Raw genomic sequence first — 21192 nt, 5'->3', positions numbered from 1 at the left:
AGCTGGAGTCCATAGCAATGCAGCGGTAGGTCAACTCCTTGGTGCAACAACCCTGTTCTTTAACTCAACTGCTGGCAGAGTACAGCCCTTTGGTAGACGGGGGCTGCGGGGTTGGGCCGCAGCATGGCCCAGAAAAGACTGAGACGGAGGGCCAGACGGAGGCTTACTCCGCTGCAGCGGAACAGGAGTGGCTAGCGGCAATTGGGGCGCTGGTGAAGTTGGTGGTGCAGCGATTACCCGAGCCCCCCAGCCCCCAGGTGCAACTCCAAGCGCCCCTGGGGGTTGTCCTGTCTGGTCCGTTTCCAGTGCTGCCCGACCAACTGATGGGTCAGCGGTTGATCCATTGGCTGCTGGTGCCCGAACCCCTAGAGCGCATTTTAGCGGTGGCCCGCCCCTTATTACCGGGGGAAGGGGGGAGCAGCACCCAGTCCCTGAAGGGGGATTTACAGATGATTCCGGTGGGGACCGATGATCCCCTGACGCGGGAGCGATTTTGCCTGGTGTTGACCCAAGACTTCAGTCTGGTACTGCTGCTGGGGCAGCATCAACCGTTTCAGTTTTCGTTTGACCCTGGGGTGGCTCAGGCGGTATGGGGCCAGTTGCGCCATCGAATTGCGGCCGTGCGGCCTCCCCTGTTGCCCCTGGTCGACCAAGCGATCAGCCAGTTTCCACCTGTGGTACCCGACTACCGGCTGGTTACCCGGTACAGTCATTTGCTGATGCAGCAACTGCGCCAAATCCCGCCGCCCAGTCTATCGTCGGCGATGTCGCCAGTGCAGTTTGCCCAGTTAGACCTGCCCGATCGGCCGGCGTTGGCCGCCTTCCAACATCCAGAGCCCGAGAGATTTTCCGCCGCCGAGCGGCGGCCTTTGATGTCGGCTACAGCCAGTAGCTCGCCTGAGCTCGGTAGCGATACCGAGTTGCTGAAGGCCATGGCCCATGAAATTCGCACCCCTTTGACCACCATCCGCACCCTGACCCGATCGCTGTTGAAACGCCGGGATGTGGGCGAAGATGTGGCTAAACGACTGCGGTTGATCGATCGGGAATGTACCCAGCAAATCGATCGGTTTAACTTGATTTTTCGAGCGGTAGAGCTGGAAACCGACACCGTCAAGCGGCCTAAATCTCCCCTGTCCGCGATTTCCCTCAACCAGTTGTTTGAGGATGCGATTCCCCGCTGGCAACAGCAGGCTAGCCAGCGCAATCTGACGTTGACCGTGAATGTGCCTGCCCAGCTGCCGATGGTCCATAGCGACCCAACGATGCTGACCCAGGTCCTGACGGGCCTGATTGATCGCTTTACCCACAGCTTGCCCCCTTACAGCCACATCAAACTAGCGGTGACCTTGGCCGGACACCAACTCAAGTTGCAATTTCAGTCGCAGCCCCCTGCCGATACCCCTAGTGATACCGATGAGCTGCTGTCGTCGCCCTTTAAGGCCCTAGGGCAGCTGCTGATGTTTCAGCCCGAAACCGGTGGCCTCAGTTTGAATTTACATGCCACCAAAAACCTGTTTCAGGCCCTAGGGGGCAAGCTAATTGTGCGCCAGCGGCCCCAAACCGGGGAAGTGTTGACTGTATTTTTGCCCTTAGAAACCCGGACCCTGTAGCGTCTTGCCAGATTTTCCCTGAATCCTGACGCCTGGATTCTTTATATTAAGGGCGGTACCGTTAACCCCTGGGGCAATGGCGCTGAGTCGGGTACGGCTTTGCCCTGGACCAACACCATAAAATTGCCTAACCCCATGGGACTAATCAGCTGGTGGAGGCGATCGCGCTGTTGAATCGCCCGCTGCACCGTCACTGGATCGGTCTCCTGGGTGGCGGCCAGGGCATTGAGCCGATCGCCCAATCCTAGGGCCATCAAAAACATTCCCTGCTGAGTCACCCCCACCGTCTGCAGGCCGCATTGCTGCCCCTGCCGTTCTAGGGCCGTGAAGTTAACGTGGGCGGTAATGTCTTGGTGGCCAATGTGACTGTAGGGATCGTTGTGGTGGGCGTGCTGATAGTAGCACTGGAGGGTGCCCTGGGACCGACCCCGGCTGTAGTAGCGGCTGGCGGGATAGCCATAGTCGATGGTGATCACATAGCCCCGATGCAATTTCACGGCAATGGTTTTCATCCAGTCTAGGGCCGCCAGGTGGACTTCGGTACGGTACCCTTCCCCGTACTGGGGATCGGCCAGATCGACGCCGATAAAGTCGAAGTAGTCGGCCAGCCGTGGGTTTGAGAGATCCCCCACCACCTCCTGCAGGGGAGCAGGTTCCCCTGCCCCTAAGGTCACATACACTTCCTGGAGGCCAGCGGCGGTGAGCACCACCTGATGGACAGGCAAGGCATCCACCAGTTCATTGGAGAAGATACAGCCCGTAAGACTGTCATCGGCCAGATCCTCGAGGTTGACCCAGGTGACGCGATCGCCCCAAGTTCCCAAGTTTTGCCGCTGTACCGCTCGTAGAACCGGGGATTTTTCGACAATGGTGTAGGCGATCGCCTGGTAGCAGGCGGGGTAATGCTGGGCCAGGTAGGCCAAACCATCGGCAGCCACCAGCCCCTGACCGGCCCCCAGTTCCACCACATCGAAGCAGGTTGGGCCGCCCAACAGCTGCCACAAGTCAGCGAGCTGTACCGCCAAGAGTTCCCCAAAGTCGTGGCCCAGGTGGGCCGAGGTGACAAAGTCCCCGTCGGGGCCGAGGCCGGACCCTTTGGCGGTGTAATACCCTGCCTGGGGATGGTACAACACCAGATCCATAAAGCCGGCAAAGGGTAGCCGCTGGTGGGGCGACTGACGAATGCGATCGCAGAGCAGGTTGTAAAGCACTGGGTTATGGGCCATACCCTTATTCTGGCAGACTGTTGGGACCCTCTGGGGGATGAAAGCGAGGATGTAGCCGCGATCGCAATCGTTGCCCCTGGCCCAAATGTTGTGCCACAATTTGGGGCACGTCCTCGGGGGTAACCTGGCAATACCAGGTGTCATCGGGCATGATCCGCACGGTGGGGCCAGAACTGCACTGCCCCAAGCAACCCGTTTCCGCCACCAAAATCCACCGGGACTGATGCTGCCGAAATGCAGCCAGTACCTGCACCGAGCCATGCCGCTGACAGGAGCGGTGCCGACACACCTGGACCAACCAGCGGCGACAGGGGGCAGTGTCGGTCATAACCATTTACTGTTCTATTTAGCTAGCCATTCTTGGGTTCAGTTCACAGAACCATTAACCATAGTTCTTTCAAATGAGGATGGAGCTAAGCGGATTCGAACCGCTGACCCCTTGAATGCCATTCAAGTGCTCTACCAACTGAGCTATAGCCCCCTGCGCGCCAAGCGCGTCATTAATAATCGCCTAAAGGGTGCATAGGCGTCAACCCCAAACTTTCCCCTTTTATGGTGATGAAGGTCAGCCATCCACGCTAGAGTCAGGGAAGGGCACATTCGCATTTGTAGTTAAGCTATGACCATGGTTACCCCCGGTTCATCCCCTTCCCCTGACCCAGACCTGGTGCAGACGATTCTATTGAGCCTGCGGCGCAAGCAAGGCACTTGGGTAGCCTGGGCCCAGGGCTGCCAAACCTTGCAACAGGCAAAGCTGACACCCCAGCAGATCTTTGAAGAAACTGGGTTCGAGCCCATCCAGCAGAACCAAATTGTGGTGGCCGAGCAGGTGTATCAGTCCATCCTCAAGGCGGGGCTCAGCGACAAAGCCCAGGCCCACTTTGACCAGCGGGGCAGTGATTTGCTCTACGAGCTGCGGGTATTGTCCCAGGCGGATCGGGCTAGGGTCGCTGAGTTTACCCTGAAACATGGACTAGAGGCCGATGAGGTACGGGAGTTGGTGAAGCCAGTTAAGGAATATTCCTACCGTAAAGAAAACCCGCCGGGGTTTGGGGATGGACCGGGAGATGCGATCGCGTTTCACTTCTGGAAGTTAGCCCGCCAAAAAGACGACCTGCAAGACCGCTCACGCTTGATTGCCCAGGGGCTACGATTCGCTGACAGTGATGGGGCTCGCCAGCAGATTGAAACGTTGCTAACTGACTTTACCGTGGTCAAAGAACAACCTGCCCCCACCCTGCCCCTTTATCGTCTAGAAACCGAAACCGACCTGCCCCGGATTATTCCAGTAGTGGGGCAGATGCCGCTGACCATTGATGACCTCAAAGCGGTGCCGGTGGCTGTGCCCGAAAACCCCTTTGGCATGGTCACCTTTAGTGGGACTGGGGCCTGGATTGCGGTGCCCGGTTGGCAGGTGATTTTCCAGTCGGAAGATCCGGTGGGATTGCTGACCCGCGCGCGGCAGCTACCAAACTACCCCGCCGAAGCCGCCGATGAACCGGTCCTGGTGATTGTGGACCGGGCCAACCGGGAGTGGCAGGACGATGGCTATTTCCTGGTGGCCCAGGCAGAACAGCTGACGATGCACTGGTCACCCAGCCCCATAGACGCTCCAATTTTGGGCAAAGTGGTGCTAATTTTACGACCCAAGCGGATTTTAGACGAAGACTATAACCGTCAGCCCTGGCAGCTAGATGAATAGGAGACCCCCATGGCCTTGGAAAGACGCCTGTCTAGATCGATGTTTTTGGAAACTGAAGTGGTTGAGTTGCGGCAGATGTGCTTTACCCCCGGGCGGGTGTTTGAACCCGGCAAGTATTTAGCCGGAGAACTGCCCGACACCGCCTTTAATATGGGCCTGGTGGAAAAACTGCCCCCCGTGCGAGGCAACAGCGAAGAGGTGGGTGACCCCCCTGGGACGTAGGCATTCTCGGCGATATCTAGGGAGGCATCAGCTTCAAACTTTTAAGACAACGTGCCCTAAGCTACAGCAATCAGCACCCCTCAGCGTTGACAACAAGGGTAGCACTCTCGCAATTGCTGGCTATGGCCATGATGTCTTTAGATGATCCTCTGGTGGTGCCCCAGCCCGATCAGCCCCAGATTATTATCTGCGGCCTGGGGCGTACCGGATTACGTATCTTTACCTTGCTGCGTCAACAAGGGGCTCGCGTGGTGGGCATCAGCTACCACCCCCTGCCAGACTCGGGCGGGGAGATTGTGGTGGGGGAACTGCGATCGCCAGCGACCCTGATCCAGGCTGGCATTCACCAGGCCCACACCCTGGTATTGGCCACCTCCGACGATGCCCTGAATCTGGCCATCCTAACCCAGGCCAGGGTGTTGAATCCCCAGATTCGGATTATCAACCGGCTGTTCAACATCACCCTGGGGGAACGCCTGGACCATACCCTGCCCCACCATGTCAGCCTCAGTGCTGCCGCCCTGGCGGCGCCTTTATTTGCCTTTGCGGCCAAGGGTAATCGGGCCATTGGCCAACTGCGGCTGTTTGACCTCACCTGGCCCATGTACGAAGAAGTGATTGACACTGCCCATCCCTGGAATGGCAAGCCCCTCAAAGCCCTCTGGAATAACCGCTCTCAACTGCTCATTCACTACCATTCGCCGCAGCAGCCCCTGGATTTGGTGACGGCGGTGGTCACAGGACAGGTGCTGCAACCCGGCGATCGCCTGGTGTTAGCCACTCGTCCGCAGCAGCCGGTATTGCAAGCTCGCCAGGTGGCCCAGTTTTGGCAACGCCTGCGGGACACTTTCAACCATGGACGGCGGCGGGGGCAGGCTACCCTGCTGGTGATTTTGGCCCTGCTGATTACCATTGGCTTGGCCACCATCACCTACCTCTGGTATAGCCTCGATACCACCTGGGTGGATGCCCTCTACTTTTCGGTGGGGATGATTACCGGGGCGGGGGGCCAGGAACAGGTGGCCGAGCAATCCTCTGCCCCGGTGAAAGTGTTTACAGCGGTGATGATGCTGGTGGGGGCCGGGGTAATAGGCATTTGCTATGCCCTGCTCAATGACTTTATTTTGGGCTCCCATTTTCAGAGTCTGCTGAGCGTGGCCCGCATGCCCCGCCAACATCACTTTGTGATTTGTGGTTTAGGGGGGGTAGGCTACCGGATTGCCACCCACTTGCACAACACCGGTCACCAGGTGGTGATTGTCGAGCGCGACCCCCACAATCGGTTTTTGCCGTCGGTGCATGGTCTCAGCATTCCGGTGATTATTGCTGACGCCAGCATGACCTCTACCCTGGAGACGGTGAACGCCGCTGCGGCTGAGGCGATCTTGGTGGTAACCAGCGATGACACCGTCAACCTGGAAATTGCCCTGACTGCCCGCACGGTCAACCCCAAGGTACTGGCTGTGGTGCGCACCTACGACGCTGACTTTGCTCACCAGGTGCAGCAGGTGTTTGGCTTTGAGCAGGTGCTGAGCCCCATGGACTTGGCGGCCCCTACCTTTGCCGCCGCTGCCCTGGGAGGACGAATTTTGGGCCATGGTCTAGCGGGGGATACCCTCTGGGTGGCCCTAGCCACGTTGATTACCCCTAACCATCCGTTCCATAACCAGTCGATTCAAGCGGTAGCTCAGTCCGCCGACCTGGTGCCGTTGTACATCGAAAGCCAGCAGCGCACCCTGCATGGCTATGATCTGCTGGACGGGGTCCTGCTGGACGGGGATGTGCTTTACCTGACTATGCCCGCTAACCGGTTAGATCAGCTCAAGTCTTTTGCTACCCCGGTGGTGGAAGGCGTCAGGTAATCGGCCACGGCCTGGTTAACGGCGGCGGGCTGGACTAAATGGGGCCAGTGGTTGCCGGGAATTCTCTGAATTTGCAGGTTGGACAGGTGGGTGCGATAGGGTTTCAGCTGCCAGGCCAGGCGGTTCAGGCCTTGCTCGGGCAATAGCAACAGGGTCGGTACATCCAGGTCAGTGGTGAGCCCAGCCCGGTCCAGAATATCGTTGAACACCCCATTGCGGGCTGCGATCGCAAACTTACTACCCCAGCGGCCATCGGGCTTTTGCTCCATCGCCCCCTGGAAGACCGCTTGTTGGTGGGGGCTCCAGCCCCGATACTGCTTCAGGGAACGGGCCACTGCGGCGGCCGTCTCGTAGCTGTCAAACGGCCCCATCACCTGCAAAAACGGCAGGGTCCGATACAGCAGCGGCAAGGTGGGCCGAAACAGCCCCGGCAATTGGTTAACGAAAAAGGGATCCACCAGGATCAATTGCCGCAGCCGTTGGGGATAGTGCTGGGCCCACAGTAGGGCCAGCTTCGCCGCCCAGGAATGGGCTACCACCGCGATCGCCCCATTGTCCCCTTGGTCGTTCACCGCCAGCGCCTCTAAATCCTGCACCAGGGTGAGAGCATCGTAGGCGTCGGGGTCGTCAGGTTTGTCACTGTCCCCATGGCCGCGCAGGTCCGGGGCCAGGCAACGGTAGTGGCTCCCTAAGGCCTCCGCCAGCGGCTGCCACACCAACCCATGATCGGCCAGTCCATGCAGCAACATGACCGTTGGCCCCTGCCCCCAGGTGAGGTAGGACAGGGACACTGTCGGGGTTTGCAAGCGATGACGGCAGGGTTCCATAGGCCAGCTAGGGTTCAGTCAACACAATCACGACGGCAGATGTGACTTGGGGTTCACGGTTCACGGTAAACGGTTTAAGGCGAGCCGTTTACCGTGAACCGTAGCCCCTGTTGCCCCATCACGTCTAGTTTGACAGACCTCTAGTGGTGATGGTGGTGATGCCCGTGGTCGTGGCTGTGGCCATGGAGGTGGTGGTCATGGCTGTGACCGTGGTGGCTGTGCACCGCTGCGGCCTGGCTGGCGGCCAGGGTAGGATTCACCACCAGGGCATCTGCCTCTAGCAGGTCCGCAATCTGCGGGTCGGCCCAGCGGGCGGCCATGGCCAGGAAGGCTGGATCATCGTTGACGCAGGGCATTTGCACATAGGTGACATCCGGGCGCTTACGCCGCAGGGATTCGATGATGTGCTCCACGTCCAGTAGGGTCTCGTGGTTTTCGGTGGCAAAGCCAATGGGCATAAACACCAGGGCAGTGGCCCCCAGGTCGATCAGGTTGCGGGCCGCCAGGTGGGTATTGGGCTGGGTCCACTTGATTAGCGGCGTGTCGTGGTTCAGCCAGCCCACAGAAATCAACGGATACTTGTGGATCAGTTTGTCCCGTACTCGGTCATACAATTTCTGGCTTTCGTCAATGCCCGAGGTAAAGCCTTTGGCTTCGTGGGGGCAGCCGTGGTTCATCAGCACGATGCCGGTTTGGGAGGGCAGGTGGGCCACCGCCAGGTGATCGTTGATCTTGGCCTCCACCATGTGGGCCAGATGGTCAATATAGTCGGGCTGATCAAAAAAGGACGGAATGTAGCGGGTACCCTGCACCCAGTGCTCGCGGCCATCGGCCAACTGAGCCAGAGCCTGGTTCACCTGCTCGATGGCAATGCCGCTGGTAAAGATCGAGTCCACCACCAGCAGCGGGTAGATCAGTAGCTTATCGAACCCTTCTGCTTTGACTTGCTCGAGCACCTGGTCGGGCAGGAAGGGCTTGCAAAAATTGAAGGCTTTGAACACCTTGACGCGATCGCCCCAGCGCTCCTGTAAATTAGCCTCAATGCCAGCCCGCTGGGCCTCGAAAATGGCATTGTGGGGGGAAATAAAGTTACCGTGCTGGTGGCTCCACTCGTGCAGGTCAAAGGCAGCTAGTAATTTGGCCAGGGGGGGATACACCCAGGTGGGCACCGGGGCAAACTTGGCCGTCAGCAGGTTCAGAGCCTGCTCGTTGTAGTTGGCGAAGTCGTCGTAGCTCTCGACTTCGCCATAGCCCATCAACAGTACGGCCACCCGGCTAGCGCCAGCGGGGGAAGAGGGGGAATTCGATGCGGACGTCTGAAGGACGTCGGGAGTTGCAACCATAGTGCCTGCTTTTTGGAGATGTCAGTTGTTATAGGCTAACATCCCCTCCCTGGGGATGGTATTCCCCCGACTATCGGCTCGTGATCTGTCAAGGCTAAAAATTAGGGTAAGTGCTTTGCAAAAGCCTTTTATCGTCAGGGAGGTTGCTTCAACACATCAGAACCTTTCATCCCCTCCCACGGAGGGGTGCCCGGAGGGCGGGGTGGGTTCCCCGGGCTTGCTTGACCCACCCCTACCCACTTCGACACGCTCAGCGCAGGCCTCCAAAGGAGGGGATTTCGGACCTTGATGCCACCAAATCTCGACATCTGCTAACCCTCAGTTTAAGACTTGACGCTGCACTAGTGATCTAAGTGATCTATGGTGGCCAGGCTATGGGTGACTGAGTTGGTCTTGCAGGGTGGCGATCGCCTCATACTCCTCTGCAAACACCGTCACCAGCCGCTCAAACACGGGCAGCACCTGTTGGTAAATCGCCTGAGCCTCCGGGTTGGGGGCATGGCGATGGGTCTCACCAATCATTGTCGTCACCGCCGCCAGGTCTGAAATCTGCCCTAGGGCATACAGGCCCAGCACCGCGGCTCCCAGGCAGGAACTTTCATAATGTTCTGGAATCGTCACCTCACGGTTAAAAATATCCGCCATCATTTGTCGCCACAGGGCCGATTCTGCAAAGCCCCCGGTGGCCCGCACTTGTTGGGAGGGGCCGGCAAAATCTTCCAGAGCCTTGAGCACCAGGTAGAGGTTGTACACAATCCCCTCCAGTACTGCCCGCACCATATGGGACTTGGTGTGTTTCAGACTGAGGCCAAAGAACGAGGCCCGAGCCTGGGCATCCCACAGGGGCGATCGCTCTCCCATCAGGTACGGGTGAAACAGCAACCCCTCGGCGCCGGGGGGCACGGCCTGAGCCATCATCGTCAGCAGGGTATACACATCCTGGCCCAGGCGTTTGGCGGTGGCCACCTCTGCATCCGCCAGTTGGTCTCGCACCCAGCGCAGGGCAATGCCACCGTTATTCACCGCTCCGCCAATCACCCACTGGTGCTCGGTCAACGGGTAGCAAAACAGCCGTTCCTGGGGATCGGTCATGGGGCGATCGACCACCGCCCGCACCGCCCCGCTGGTGCCCACGGTCACCGCCACCAACCCCGGTGAAATGGCCCCCACCCCCAGATTTGACAGCACCCCATCGCTGGCCCCAATCACCAGGGGGGTATCCACCGCCAGGCCCATGGCGCTGGCCAGGGACGGTTTTAGCCCCCGCAGCACCGTCGTGGTGGGCACCAGTTCCGAGAGGGCACTGGCCTTTACCCCAGCCACGGCCAGGGCGTCCTCATCCCAGGTCAGCTGCTCCAGGTTCAACAGGCCCATGGCGGCTGCGATGGCATGATCGATCACATAGCGGCCCAGCAGCTGATAAACAACATATTCCTTGATGGAAATAAAGCGGGCGGCCCGCTGCATCAGGTCAGGTTGGTCATGGCGCAACCAGGCCAGCTTCACCAGGGGCGACATGGGGTGAATGGGGGTGCCGGTCCGGCGGTAGATGGCGTGGCCGTTCATGGTGCGCTCAATCCGCTTTTCCCAACTGGCGCTGCGGTTGTCCGCCCAGGTAATGCTGCGGGTGATGGGTTGATCGGCCCCATCCACCAAAATCAGGCTGTGCATGGCCGCACTAAAGGCCAGGGCTAGCACCTGCCCAGGGGCCAGGCTGTGGGCCTGCATCACCTGCCCCACGGTTTTAACCACGGCGGCCATAATTTCCTGGGGATCCTGTTCGGCGGTGGCTACATCCGGCGTATATAGCGGATAGGTGGCCAGGGCTTTACCCACCACCGTCCCCGTGTCTGTGAACAGCACCGCCTTGGTGTTGGTGGTGCCAATGTCGACCCCGATTATGTAGGTTTGTGCGGCCATAGGACTCAATGCCAGCGCTTACTACAGGAAAATCTCCAAAATCAGCATGACTACCACCCCCACCACTGCAATGATAGTTGCCATAGGGGGTTAGGATTTGAGGTGGGCTAAGAGCGCTTGGGTCATGGGGTGATTGGAGAGGCCATCTTCCTGGCCGTTGCTAAGCGCTTGTTGGAGGCAGCGAGCAAAGTTGGCGAGACCCTTTTGAGTATTGGGATGGCCTGCCCCTAATTGCTGGTCAAGGATTTTCACCGCTTCGAGGTAGAGGGGTTCGGCGTCGGTGTAGCGGCCTTGATTGGCGTAGAGCCCCGCCAGATTATTGAGGCTGGTGGCGACATCGGGATGCTGGTCGCCCAACAGCCGTTGTTTCATCGCCAGGGCTTGTTGGTAGAGGGGTTCGGCGTCGCTGTAGCGGCCTTGATTAGCGTAGAGCCCCGCCAGATTATTGAGGCTGGTGGCGACATCGGGATGCTGGTCGCCCAAGAGCCGTTGTTTCATCGCCAAGGCTTGTTGGACAAGGGGTTCGGCGTCGGTGTAGCGGCCTTGATTGGCGTAGAGCCCCGCCAGATTATTGAGGCTGGTGGCGACATCTGGATGCTGATCGCCCAAGAGCCGTTGTTTCATCGCCAGGGCTTGTTGGTAGAGGGGTTCGGCGTAGGCGTAGCGGCCTTGATTGGCGTAGAGCCCCGCCAGATTATTGAGGCTTTGGGCGACATCGGGATGCTCGTCGCCCAACAGCCGTCGTCGCATCGCCAGGGCTTGTTGGTAGAGGGGCTCTGCCTCGCTGTAGCGGCCTTGATTAGCGTAGAGCCCTGCCAGATTATTGAGGCTTTGGGCGACATCGGGATGCTCGTCGTCCAAGAGCCGTTGACTCATCGCCAGGGCTTGTTGGTAGAGGGGTTCGGCCTCGCTGTAGCGGCCTTGACTAGCATAGAGACCCGCCAGATTATTGAGGCTGGTGGCCACATATGGATGCTCGTCGCCCAACAGCCGTTTAGTCATCGCCAGGGCTTGTTGGTAAAGGGGTTCGGCCTCGGTGTAGCGGCCTTGATTTTTGTAGAGCCCCGCCAAATTATTGAGGCTTTGGGCGACATATGGATGCTCGTCGCCCAACAGCCGTTTATACATCGCCAGGGCTTGTTGGTAAAGGGGTTCGGCCTCGGTGTAGCGGCCTTGATTTTTGTAGAGCCCCGCCAGATTATTGAGGCTAGTGGCGACATATGAATGCTCGTCGCCCAACAGCCGTTTAGTCATCGCCAGGGCTTGTTGGTAGAGGGGTTCGGCCTTGGTGTAGCGGCCTTGATTGTCGTAGAGCCCCGCCAGGTTATTGAGGCTGGTGGCCACATATGGATGCTCGTTGCCCAAGAGCCGTTTATACATCGTCAGGGCTTGTTGGTAGAAGAGTTCGGCGTCGGTATAGCAGCCTTGATTGTCGTAGTAATAGCCGGTGCGGTTAAGCAGTAGGGCGGCTGTTTCTGAGGCTAGCCTATAATCAGCAATCAGTTGGGTAGCCGCTTGAGTCTGAGTAATCAGCCGATCGCACCGCACCCAATTCTTAAACTCAACAGGATCAGGAAACACCGCCGTTACGGCCTCGACCACCTGCTCGGCCCACTGCTGCTGGCGGTTATCGTCCATGGCTGCTCTCAGCACCTCCTGCACCAGGCGATGAATGGTCAGGGTTTTGGCCTGGGGGTTACGGCTGATTAGTGAGAACCGGGCGGCTTTGGCAATGGCTTTGGTTAGGGCCAGTTTGCTCTCTGCCAAGGCATTTAAGGGCTCTCCAAAGGCTTCGGCCCCCTCACTAAAAATCTCTTCAGGGATGTCATCAGGGGCGAGGAAGGCGCAGGCTTGCACCAGGGCGGCGGCGGTGGCACTGGCGGCGGCCACTTTCTCAAAGGCCAGGGTAAAGGTGACGGTCACGCTAGGATGATCTGGGTCCAATTGTCCCCGTTCTTGCAGCAGCTCGGCTTTTTCGGTACGAAACAGTTCCAGGTATTCATCCAGGCTCAGCACCTGCTCTTCGATGTAGGCACCGGCCTGGTCGAGGGCCAGGGGTAGGCCATCTATTTCGGTATTGAGGGCATGGGCTAGGGCTTGGTCAGTTTCTGAGGCAGCGGCCAGGTCGGCGTCATCAGCGATCACCTTAGCCCGGCGCAGCAGCAGCAGCGCACCTTCATCGGTGGCCATGCTGGTGACTTCGACCTTCTTCTCTGCCAGATCCCCCAGGGCCTGGGCGCGAGTGGTGAGTAGAATATGGCCGTTGGTGGTGGGTAAGTAGGGCCGCAACTGGCGCAGGTCGTCGGCATTGTCGAACACCAGCAGCCAGCCGTCGTGGGTAGCCAGCCATTGTTTCATCAGGGTGACGATCGCCTGCTGATCTTCTTGTTGGAGGCCAGGGATTTGCAGCGCCTTGGCCAGGGCCACGTAGCCAGTGATCAGCTCGGTTTCCTGTTCGGCCCTGACCCAAAACACATGGTCATACTCAGCCTGGTGGCGGTAGGCATATTCCACCGCCGTCTGGGTTTTGCCAATGCCCCCCAATCCCGACAGGGCAGCTCGGCCTCGGCTGGTGAGAGCCGCGTGGATGGCCTGTAGTTGGTCTTTCCTGCCGGTGAAAAAGGGGTTGGGGGGGAAGGGTAGGGTTAGCACCGGGTCTGGCCTCGGCGGTGGGGTGCTGGTTGAATCCGCAGAGGCTAGCGAGGGCGGATGATTAGGTTGTAAACGGCTTCTACTTCGCTTAGGCCGGGGCCAATGCTGGTGGCCCAATCGAGCAGATTTTTGACACGGTTGCCCTGGGGGGCTTGGGCCGAAGCCACATTGCCGGGGGGTGGGCTCAGGGCGAATAGCACCTGCTCGAACTGGGGGCCAGGGAGGCTGGCCAGGTTCTGGACGAGCGCAAGGCGTAGGGCTGTGCTGCTGTTAACAGATTGGGCGGCCTGCTCAGGTAGGTCTTGGGGGAAGGCAACAGTACCTGATGTAATCCGTTCTTGATCGGGAACCACCTGAGGAAAGCCGGGGCGGGTAGCGGGTTTTCCCCGTTCCTTGAGGGCTGCTAACAGCAGGGTTTCGGCTTCTGTCTCAGACTTACCCACCAGATCCACATAGGCGATGGAGGCCAGCAACCCCGTAGGTTTGCAGGGGCCAACGCGAACGGGCAGCAGTTTGCGATCGCTAGCGGACGGGTCTTGATTCCAAGCAGCGGCCCATTCGGGCTGGGTGTAGATGGCGTTGAGGTAATCGTCGGATAGGACAGCAATGGTGCGATCGCAGTCTTGAGTTGCGCTCTGTATATCCAAAACAAAGTTGCCACCGGGGCGAAAGTCCCAGGCTTGGATGGTGACGGTTTTGCCGTGCTGCTCCAGCACCCAGGCGATCCACTCGGCCCAGGTGGCATCGGCTTTGTTGTAGCTGATGAAAAAGTCTTTGGTCATGTTTGGGTTACCACCGCCAGTTGGATGCCCTCAGCCCACCGGGTTAGACCAGACTGGGCACACTGCACCTACTTTAGCCCGAGGGCATAATTTAGAGCCACTTAGGTCTGAGCAAAATCTTCTGACGCAGCGCCTCCATTTTGTTGAGCACAGCTGGGCTGAGCTTTTTGGCCGCTTCTCCAGCGCTGGTTTCTAGAAACTTGGTGAAGGCGAGGGCAGCAATGGCCCCGACCGTGAGGGTAATCAGGATCAGCCATAGCAAGATTGAGGATGGGGGATGTTTCTGTTATGGCATAGGGCTGCTGTTCCCCCATGAGTAGACAGGACATCTTCACACTTTGAAACGTGATGCTCTGGTGCCCAGGCTCTGCCTGGGTGCCCTCCCTGTGGCTCCGCCGTTTGAGGAGGCAGAGCCTCCCAACCCCAGCCCCAGGCAGAGCCTAGGACTGAGAGGAAATCAAAGTTATTACCTGATGTTGCATAACTTTCAAATAAATGTACTAGTACTCTGAGGCGGAAATGGCACTGCTATTTCTGGGCGGCAAAACCCCTTTCACATAAGGGATCCCCCTTCTGCCTTGTATGTTGAGTATTGGAAGCAGGAGACCGATTCTGCCTTCTGCCTTCTGCCTTCTGCCTTCTGCCTTGCTGTACTAGCGCCCTAGCCCCCGTCCAGGGCCACGGTTAGGGCCACTCCCAGGGCCACGTCCCCTGTGGGTTGATTGCAGGGCCTCCCGCAGGGCCTCCTCTGTTACCCCCAACTGGGCAGCGGCGGCGGCCAGGTCGGGACGGTTGGGAATACCCATAATCTGCCGAAATTCAGCCTCGCTAACGCCATACTGCTGGGCCAGGGTCGTGAAGTTCGGCGGGCTACCGGGGGTGCCCGGCTGACGGCTTTCGCGGTGTTCGCGTATGGCATTGCAAAGGGAGTCCCGCAGTTCGGTCTCGGTGGTGCCCAGTTGGGCGGCGGCGGTGGCCAGGTCAGGCCGCTGGGGCCGTTCGGCGGGTATCCCCAGGGCAGATCTGAGGGCGTCTTCCGTCACTCCCAGTTGGGCGGCGGCTTCAGCCAGGTGGGCACCCCGTTGACCTCTTCCCTGGGACTGGCCTGGGCCTCGACCCTGAGCTTGCCCTGGCCCGCGTCCCTGGCCACGCCCCTGACCGAGAAGGGTGCCGAGTCCCCGGCTGCACCCTGGGCCAGCCTGGGCATTGAGGGCTTGGCGATCGCCCTGGCCCAGCCGTTGTCCAATTATGGTTTCAGCCTGGGCGGGATTGAGGAAGGCGACCCCCACCAGGCCCAGCGAACCAAGCAGCAGGGATGTGGTTAAGCGACGGTGTTGTTGCGTTTTAGATTGTCGCGCCTTAGATTGTCGCGCCTTAGGTTGGTGTGCCATAGGTTCAGTGAAACCTCCACTGGGGTCTACAGCCTCCATTACGCCAAACCAAGATGACAGATGCCTTACCGCTAAATTACAACTTTGTCATTTTTCCGATGGCCGCCAGTGCTGCATCCTAGCCTAAGAGTGTTGAGGGCATGACGGGGAGTGGGGGTCGGGAAATGAATGTGCTGCTGGTGGAAGACGAGGCCAAAATTGCCAGCTTTGTGAGCATGGGGCTGCGGGAACAGGGCTTTGTGGTAGATCACTGCGCCAACGGCAACGAGGGCTATGAACGGGCCTGCGATCGCACCTACGATGTGCTGCTGCTGGACATTATGGTGCCGGGAAAGGACGGACTGGCCATCCTCAAAGACCTGCGCCAGAGGGGGCAAACGGTGCCGATTATCCTGCTCACCGCCCGCAACGAGCTGGACGATCGCATCACTGGGCTAAATCTGGGGGCCGACGACTACCTGGCCAAGCCCTTCTTTGTGGAAGAGCTGGTGGCGCGCATCCATGCGGTGGTGCGTCGGAGCCAGGGGGAGCGGCAGAATGTGCTGGCGGTGGGGGCGCTGCGGCTGGATCGCATTACCCGCGACGTGACCAGCGGCGACCAGCGGGTGGAGCTGACCAGCAAGGAATTTAACCTGCTGGAATACCTGATGCGATCGCCCGGTCGGGTCTTCACCCGCACCCAAATTTTGGAGCATGTGTGGGGCTACGACTTCAACCCCAGCACCAACGTGGTGGATGTGGCGATCCAGCGCCTCCGCAAAAAACTCGACCCCGTGGCCGCCGCCCACTGGATTGAAAGCGTGCGGGGGGTGGGCTACCGCTTTCGGCCCCCGGAGGCTGGCCCATGAGGTCTCCTTCCCTGCGGCTGCGGCTGGCGCTACTGTCCTCGGCTCTGGCGGGCGGGGTGCTGGTGGGGTTTGCCCTACTCTCGGGCTGGCTCACCTACCAGGCCAAGCTGGAACGCCTCGATGCCCAACTGGCCAACCGTCTGCCGCCCCCAGGTCGCCCCCGCAATGGCGAAACCTGGATACCGCCCGAAGCAGCCCTGGCCCAGGAGATGGGCTTTGCGGATCCTGAGGCGGTGGCCCTAGTGATGATCGATCACAGCCAAACCCTGCGCTACCAATCCCCCCACTGGCCGCCCGACCTAGCGCTGACCGTCCTGGATCCCGGCTTTGCCTGGTCGGCAGAGGCTGCCCCAGAGGAGAACTGGCCCGATGCCCTGGGGGGCCATGGCTCTCGTCCCAGGCTGCCCCCCAACGCCCAGCGATCCATGCGGCAGCGCGGCATGGCCCCAGAGCGGGAAACCCTGGGGCCGGTCACCGTGGCGGGGGCGGGTGGCCCTTGGCGGGTGGTGGGTCGGGTTGCACCCCTGGGTCGGGTGGCGATCGCGGTCAGCCTCCAGGCCGTCCACCAAGAAATGGGCACCCTGCTACGCATCTACTGGCTCACCATTCCCGGTGCCCTGGCCCTGCTGGCTGGGGGCTCCTGGTGGCTGGCGGGGCGGGCGCTGTCGCCGCTGCAAACCCTCAGCCACACCGTGACCCAGGTCACCGCCCAGGGGCTACACCAGCGGGTGCCCCAGGCCGGAGCCGATCGCGAATTTCAGCCCCTGATCGCCGCCTTCAACGCCATGCTGGAACGCCTAGAGCGCAGCTTTCACCAAGCCTCCCGCTTCAGTGGCGATGCCGCCCATGAACTGAAAACGCCCCTCGCCATCCTCCAGGGTGAACTGGAACAGGCCATGCACCAGGCCGAGGCCGGATCGCCCCTCCAGCAAACCCTGGGCCACCTGCTGGATGAGGTCAGTCGGCTGGGCGGCATTGTGCGCAAGCTGCTGCTGCTGTCCTTGGCCGATGCGGGGCAGATGGGCCTGCGGCGAGAACCGGTGGCGATGGGGGCGCTGCTGGAGGAACAGCAGGAGGATTTGTCCCTGCTGGCCCCGGATTTGACCACGACGCTGGCGGTGGAGGGCGATCTGTGGGTGCAGGGCGATCGCGATTTGCTGATTCAAGGGCTGCAAAACCTGATCAGCAATGCCATCAAATACAACCTGCCCCAGGGCTGGATTCGGATCGTGGGTCGCCAACAATCTGGCCAGGTCTGTGTCACCGTCGCCAACGCCGCCCAACCCCTCACTGCCGCCGCCCAAACCCGCCTATTTGACCGCTTCTACCGAGGCGACCCCTCCCGCACCACCGACGGCCTGGGCCTGGGCCTCAGCTTGGCCAGGGAAATTGCCCGTGCCCACGGCGGCGATCTGCGTTTGACCCAGGTCACCCCCACCGCCGTCCAGTTTGACCTCACCTTGCCAGCGGTATCCCACCCAAGCAGCGCCTAGTACAGCAAGGCAGAAGGCAGCTTCCCACTGACCCCGCTGGGGTGAGCACAAAGTGGAAGAAACAAAACTGTTTCCAGTTTGGCGACAATCAGGGTGTTTTGGCATCGATTAGGTTTTGTTTCTTAGGAGAAGGCAGAAGGCAGAAGGCAGAAGGCAGAAGGGGAATCCCTTATGTGAAAGGGGTTTTGCCGCCCAGAAATAGCAGTGCCATTTCCGTCTCAGAGTACTAGTACACCAAGGCAGAAATCAACCTACTGTTCAGGATGCTTGAAATCCTTGCGCAGCAACAATTTTCCACCTTGAACTTTGCATTTTGAATTCCGGGTAGCGGTACTAGCCCCAAACTGGACAACTCTTTCAGGGTGACTTCAAAAAGTCCTAAAATAACAAAAATTCCCTGGAGCTCTGACGGCAGATTCCAGGGAATTTTTGATTAGAATTCAAACGAACCTTTGCAGTGAAATAATTCGTTTACGACAAACCAATGCTGAACTGAGGGACTTCCTCAAAGGGGTAATGCTATTCAGAGATGCGTTGATACCGTCGTTTTAGCTTTCCCGTCTCTGGGTATCTGTGCAGTGCTCTCTAGGCGTTAGGGGAGGAAATATCAACAGCTAAGTGGAGTGCCGCTGACTTTGATGAAATAGTTTCAGACGTTAACGAGATAACAACCTCCTGTGTAACGGGAACTGAACTATTTGAAATCGAGGGAAGTTTCCTTCGCCTCTTGAGTATTAGTTTAACCCTAATGTCAGGGCATTTCTACCATTGATACCAAAGTTCATCTTTCGGTTAACTGTTACTCTCTGTTGCAGGCAGACGTCTTAGGTGACTTCTTGGAAACGTTCTACCGAGTGGTGGGCAAAGCTCACCCTACGAAAGCTGCGATCGCTGACAACAAGCGGGACTATCTTTCTCAGAAATCTCCTGAGCCTGTCATCTGGATGCTCATGGACCTATACCCAGCCCAGCTCAGAATCTGGAGTTCCCCACAGGTCGAACTCCAGGGCTGGACTGGTATTGGGTTTATAACCCATAGGCAGACAGGGGTTCTTTGATGAACCGAATGTAGAAATGCTTGAAGGTGGACCGGACCACCCGGGGCATGCCAAAGTCAATGGGCTTTAACTCGGTGGGCAACTGCCAGTCTTGCAGGCGCAACTGGTCGGGGGTCAGCAGGGGAAAGTGAATGGCCTCCATGGCCGGGCAGAGGCCCAGACGTATGGACTGGGCCACGGTGGGGACCGCCTGGGGGTCGACACCGAGAATATCAACCATCGCCCGATCCAGGGCAAAGACATGACCAGAGGCCCCTAACACCCCCAGCTCCCTGGGTTCGCCACCGCTGGGGCCGTTGCCTTCGTGGCCAATAATGCCGTCCATAATCGTCAAGGCTGGGTCGAGCAGGCGGGCGGTTTCCACCAGCATGGTGCCAAACCGCTGCACATCCTTGCCCGCTTCCATGTGCCACCAGGCCTTCATTTTGCCAGGAACACAGCCAAACAGGTTTTTCACCCCCAGGGTGACCGTCAACTGCACATGGGACTTAACCTTGGGCAAGTTAATAATCACATCGGCGGCCATGGCTTCTTTGGCTAACCGCAGGTGGTCAAAGTCGGGGCTGTCACTGGCATAGCGCTGGCCATGTAACTCCACAATCGGTAGGTTCAGGGCTTGGGCCAGGGGCAGCAGGCCATTGGCTTTGGCCACCCCATAGGCACTGCCAAAGGCGGGGCTGTCTCCCAAAAAGGGCTTGCCCCCCACCTGCTGCACCTGTTGAGCCACGGCATAGATCAGCTCTGGGCGGGTGGTGCATTCTTTGGTGGGGCGAGCCCCGGTTAGCAGGTTGGGCTTGAGCAACACGCGATCGCCCGGTTTCACAAAAGCGGCCATCCCCCCCAGCGGCTCCAGCACCTGCTCTAGTACACCAAGGCAGAAATCAACCTACTGTTCAGGACGCTTAAAATCCTTGCGCAGCAACAATTTTTCACCTTGAACTTTGCATTTTGAATTCCGCGTAGCGGTACTAGGGAGGTTTGCAAAGCCGATAGGTCATAGGACTGGGCCTGGATTAGACTAACGGAAGCTGCCATAGGAATGTCTGGGAAGAACAGGACTACTGGCTACTATACCGTCTCCTCAGAAGCTGCCCTGAGCGGTCCATCCTGGCCGGACGACTCCAGTCAACCGTAGGTAATGTTGATGGTGCTGATGTCTCCTGTGAAAACGTTGGATCGTTGAGTTGGACAGCGGAACCCCCATAGACATTCTGGACATTCTCACCCAGGATTTGGCCAATGGTGATCTCCTGGTTGATCTCGCTAGCCAACTGGCGGACTGCCTGGGCAAAGGCTTCGTCGTCCTTCATGGCCGATTCCAGGTGAGGGGTCAGCAGATTAATCTGCTGACCCCTCACCTGGCCATCCTGCAGGATCAGCCATAGCAAGATTGAGGATGGGAGATGTTTCTGTTATGGCATAGGGCTGCTGTTCCCCCATGAGTAGACAGGACATCTTCACACTTTGAAACGTGATGCTCTGGTGCCCAGGCTCTGCCTGGGACTGAGAGGAATCCCAATCACCAGGGGAATGGCGTAATACAGCAGCGATCGCCCCGCGCGCTTGCCCAAACTATAGTTTTCCCACAGGCAAAATCCAGATGTGGCCTTGGATGTGATTTAGTAGTTAATACTGTCAACCTTCTCTTGGCAGGGCTCCAATAACGCTTGCCAAACTTGTAGCAAAACGGCTGATTTCCCAGGTAGTTGCGCCTGGGGATTAAGGTAGTTCATCATGGTCTTAGCATCTGACACAGAGAGGCTATCGACAGTCTCCTCTGGCTCCAGAAAGACTTTTTCCACCCAACCATTACGCACCAGCATGGAGTAGCGTTTTGAACGCTGGCCCATCCCCTGGTTGTGCTTATCGACAATCATCCCCAACCGACGTGAAAAATCCCCGCTACCATCGGGAATCATCCCCACCCTATCAACCCCCTCGGCCTGCATCCAGGCTTCCATCACAAAGGGATCGTTCACCGCAACACACAGGACATCGTCGACCCCGTTGGCCTTAAACAGGTCAAAGTATTCTTGATACCCCAGAACTTGCAGAGAAGAATAAAGGGGGGCAAAGGCCCCAGGGACGGCAAAGACAACAATAGTTTTATCTGCGAAAAAATCTTTGGTGTTAATCGGAGTGCAATGGTGATCTTCCCAAGCACAAAATACGGCTTCGGGAAACCTAGTACCTTCCAGGGGTGAGTAGCTCAGCATTGGCTTCGCTCCCAAGCAACAACAGTGGCTTTAGTCT

Annotated in this window: 17 protein-coding genes, 1 tRNA gene and 1 pseudogene; 6 read left to right on the top strand and 13 right to left on the bottom strand. The window is 58.7% G+C overall.

Going from position 1 to position 21192, the window contains the following annotated elements; translation table 11 throughout:
* The first annotated feature begins 41 nt into the window (after positions 1–41).
* Positions 42–1613: a HAMP domain-containing sensor histidine kinase gene (locus E1H13_RS14850; RefSeq protein ID WP_347404165.1), complete on the top strand. Its 1572-nt coding sequence runs from the start codon at positions 42–44 to the stop codon at positions 1611–1613.
* Between the two features lie 41 nt (positions 1614–1654).
* Here the strand turns inward: E1H13_RS14850 and E1H13_RS14845 are convergent, their stop codons facing one another.
* The 3 genes from E1H13_RS14845 to E1H13_RS14835 all read right to left on the bottom strand — a co-directional run bounded on the left by E1H13_RS14845 (position 1655) and on the right by E1H13_RS14835 (position 3320).
* The gene (locus E1H13_RS14845) at positions 1655–2839 is read right to left on the bottom strand and encodes a class I SAM-dependent methyltransferase (RefSeq protein WP_169614195.1); all 1185 of its coding nucleotides are present in this window, start codon (positions 2837–2839) and stop codon (positions 1655–1657) included.
* A 4-nt stretch (positions 2840–2843) separates the two neighbouring features.
* Positions 2844–3167: a (2Fe-2S) ferredoxin domain-containing protein gene (locus E1H13_RS14840; protein ID WP_240966648.1), complete on the bottom strand. Its 324-nt coding sequence runs from the start codon at positions 3165–3167 to the stop codon at positions 2844–2846.
* Between the two features lie 80 nt (positions 3168–3247).
* Positions 3248–3320: transfer RNA gene (locus tag E1H13_RS14835), tRNA-Ala, on the bottom strand.
* A gap of 138 nt (positions 3321–3458) precedes the next feature.
* Here E1H13_RS14835 and E1H13_RS14830 point away from each other — a divergent pair.
* From E1H13_RS14830 to E1H13_RS14820, 3 genes are all read left to right on the top strand, one after another.
* A complete protein-coding gene (locus tag E1H13_RS14830; RefSeq protein WP_240966647.1) occupies positions 3459–4541 on the top strand; it encodes a RuBisCO accumulation factor 1 in 1083 nt (360 codons plus the stop codon).
* A gap of 9 nt (positions 4542–4550) precedes the next feature.
* Entirely contained in the window at positions 4551–4763 is a 213-nt protein-coding gene (locus E1H13_RS14825) for a hypothetical protein (protein WP_169614193.1), read from the top strand.
* A 128-nt stretch (positions 4764–4891) separates the two neighbouring features.
* On the top strand, positions 4892–6625 hold the full coding sequence (locus E1H13_RS14820; protein WP_240966646.1) for an NAD(P)-binding protein: 1734 nt from the start codon (positions 4892–4894) through the stop codon (positions 6623–6625).
* Here E1H13_RS14820 and E1H13_RS14815 read toward each other — a convergent pair.
* The 7 genes from E1H13_RS14815 to E1H13_RS14785 form a co-directional block, all read right to left on the bottom strand.
* On the bottom strand, positions 6580–7452 hold the full coding sequence (locus E1H13_RS14815) for an alpha/beta hydrolase (RefSeq protein ID WP_169614192.1): 873 nt from the start codon (positions 7450–7452) through the stop codon (positions 6580–6582). The two genes, E1H13_RS14820 and E1H13_RS14815, sit on opposite strands and share 46 nt — an antisense overlap.
* A gap of 140 nt (positions 7453–7592) precedes the next feature.
* On the bottom strand, positions 7593–8795 hold the full coding sequence (locus E1H13_RS14810; RefSeq protein WP_169614191.1) for a ferrochelatase: 1203 nt from the start codon (positions 8793–8795) through the stop codon (positions 7593–7595).
* Positions 8796–9167: 372 nt separating this feature from the next.
* Positions 9168–10715, bottom strand: coding sequence for a gluconokinase (gene gntK / locus E1H13_RS14805; protein WP_169614190.1), 1548 nt, complete (start codon positions 10713–10715; stop codon positions 9168–9170).
* A 90-nt stretch (positions 10716–10805) separates the two neighbouring features.
* A complete protein-coding gene (gene fxsT / locus E1H13_RS14800) occupies positions 10806–13367 on the bottom strand; it encodes an FxSxx-COOH system tetratricopeptide repeat protein (RefSeq protein WP_169614189.1) in 2562 nt (853 codons plus the stop codon).
* A 44-nt stretch (positions 13368–13411) separates the two neighbouring features.
* Positions 13412–14149, bottom strand: a complete 738-nt coding sequence (locus tag E1H13_RS14795) for a toll/interleukin-1 receptor domain-containing protein (protein WP_169614188.1) — start codon at positions 14147–14149, stop codon at positions 13412–13414.
* A gap of 91 nt (positions 14150–14240) precedes the next feature.
* Positions 14241–14411, bottom strand: a complete 171-nt coding sequence (locus E1H13_RS14790) for a hypothetical protein (protein ID WP_169614187.1) — start codon at positions 14409–14411, stop codon at positions 14241–14243.
* A gap of 391 nt (positions 14412–14802) precedes the next feature.
* Positions 14803–15540 carry a hypothetical protein gene (locus E1H13_RS14785; RefSeq protein ID WP_169614164.1) on the bottom strand — a complete coding sequence of 246 codons (738 nt, stop codon included), beginning with the start codon at positions 15538–15540 and terminating at the stop codon, positions 14803–14805.
* A 164-nt stretch (positions 15541–15704) separates the two neighbouring features.
* On the opposite strand from E1H13_RS14785, the gene E1H13_RS14780 reads away from it, so the two are divergent.
* Together E1H13_RS14780 and E1H13_RS14775 are read left to right on the top strand one after the other, a co-directional pair.
* Positions 15705–16388 (top strand): response regulator transcription factor, encoded by a 684-nt coding sequence (locus tag E1H13_RS14780; protein WP_169614211.1) that lies wholly within the window; start codon positions 15705–15707, stop codon positions 16386–16388.
* A complete protein-coding gene (locus tag E1H13_RS14775; RefSeq protein WP_169614186.1) occupies positions 16385–17881 on the top strand; it encodes an ATP-binding protein in 1497 nt (498 codons plus the stop codon). Before E1H13_RS14780 ends, E1H13_RS14775 begins: the two co-directional genes overlap by 4 nt.
* Before the next feature lie 1026 nt (positions 17882–18907).
* Here E1H13_RS14775 and E1H13_RS14770 read toward each other — a convergent pair.
* The 3 genes and pseudogenes from E1H13_RS14770 to E1H13_RS14760 all read right to left on the bottom strand — a co-directional run.
* Positions 18908–19804, bottom strand: a pseudogene (locus E1H13_RS14770) (DUF362 domain-containing protein); the annotation flags it as partial.
* Between the two features lie 193 nt (positions 19805–19997).
* On the bottom strand, positions 19998–20327 hold the full coding sequence (locus E1H13_RS14765; RefSeq protein ID WP_169614184.1) for a hypothetical protein: 330 nt from the start codon (positions 20325–20327) through the stop codon (positions 19998–20000).
* Between the two features lie 231 nt (positions 20328–20558).
* Positions 20559–21155 carry a redoxin family protein gene (locus E1H13_RS14760; RefSeq protein WP_169614183.1) on the bottom strand — a complete coding sequence of 199 codons (597 nt, stop codon included), beginning with the start codon at positions 21153–21155 and terminating at the stop codon, positions 20559–20561.
* Between the last annotated feature and the right edge of the window lie 37 nt (positions 21156–21192).

This window comes from Nodosilinea sp. P-1105 (assembly GCF_012911975.1).
GTDB lineage: Bacteria > Cyanobacteriota > Cyanobacteriia > Phormidesmidales > Phormidesmidaceae > Nodosilinea.
The sequence above is the reverse complement of the archived record's forward strand: the minus strand, read 5'-3'. Positions and strand labels throughout refer to the sequence as shown.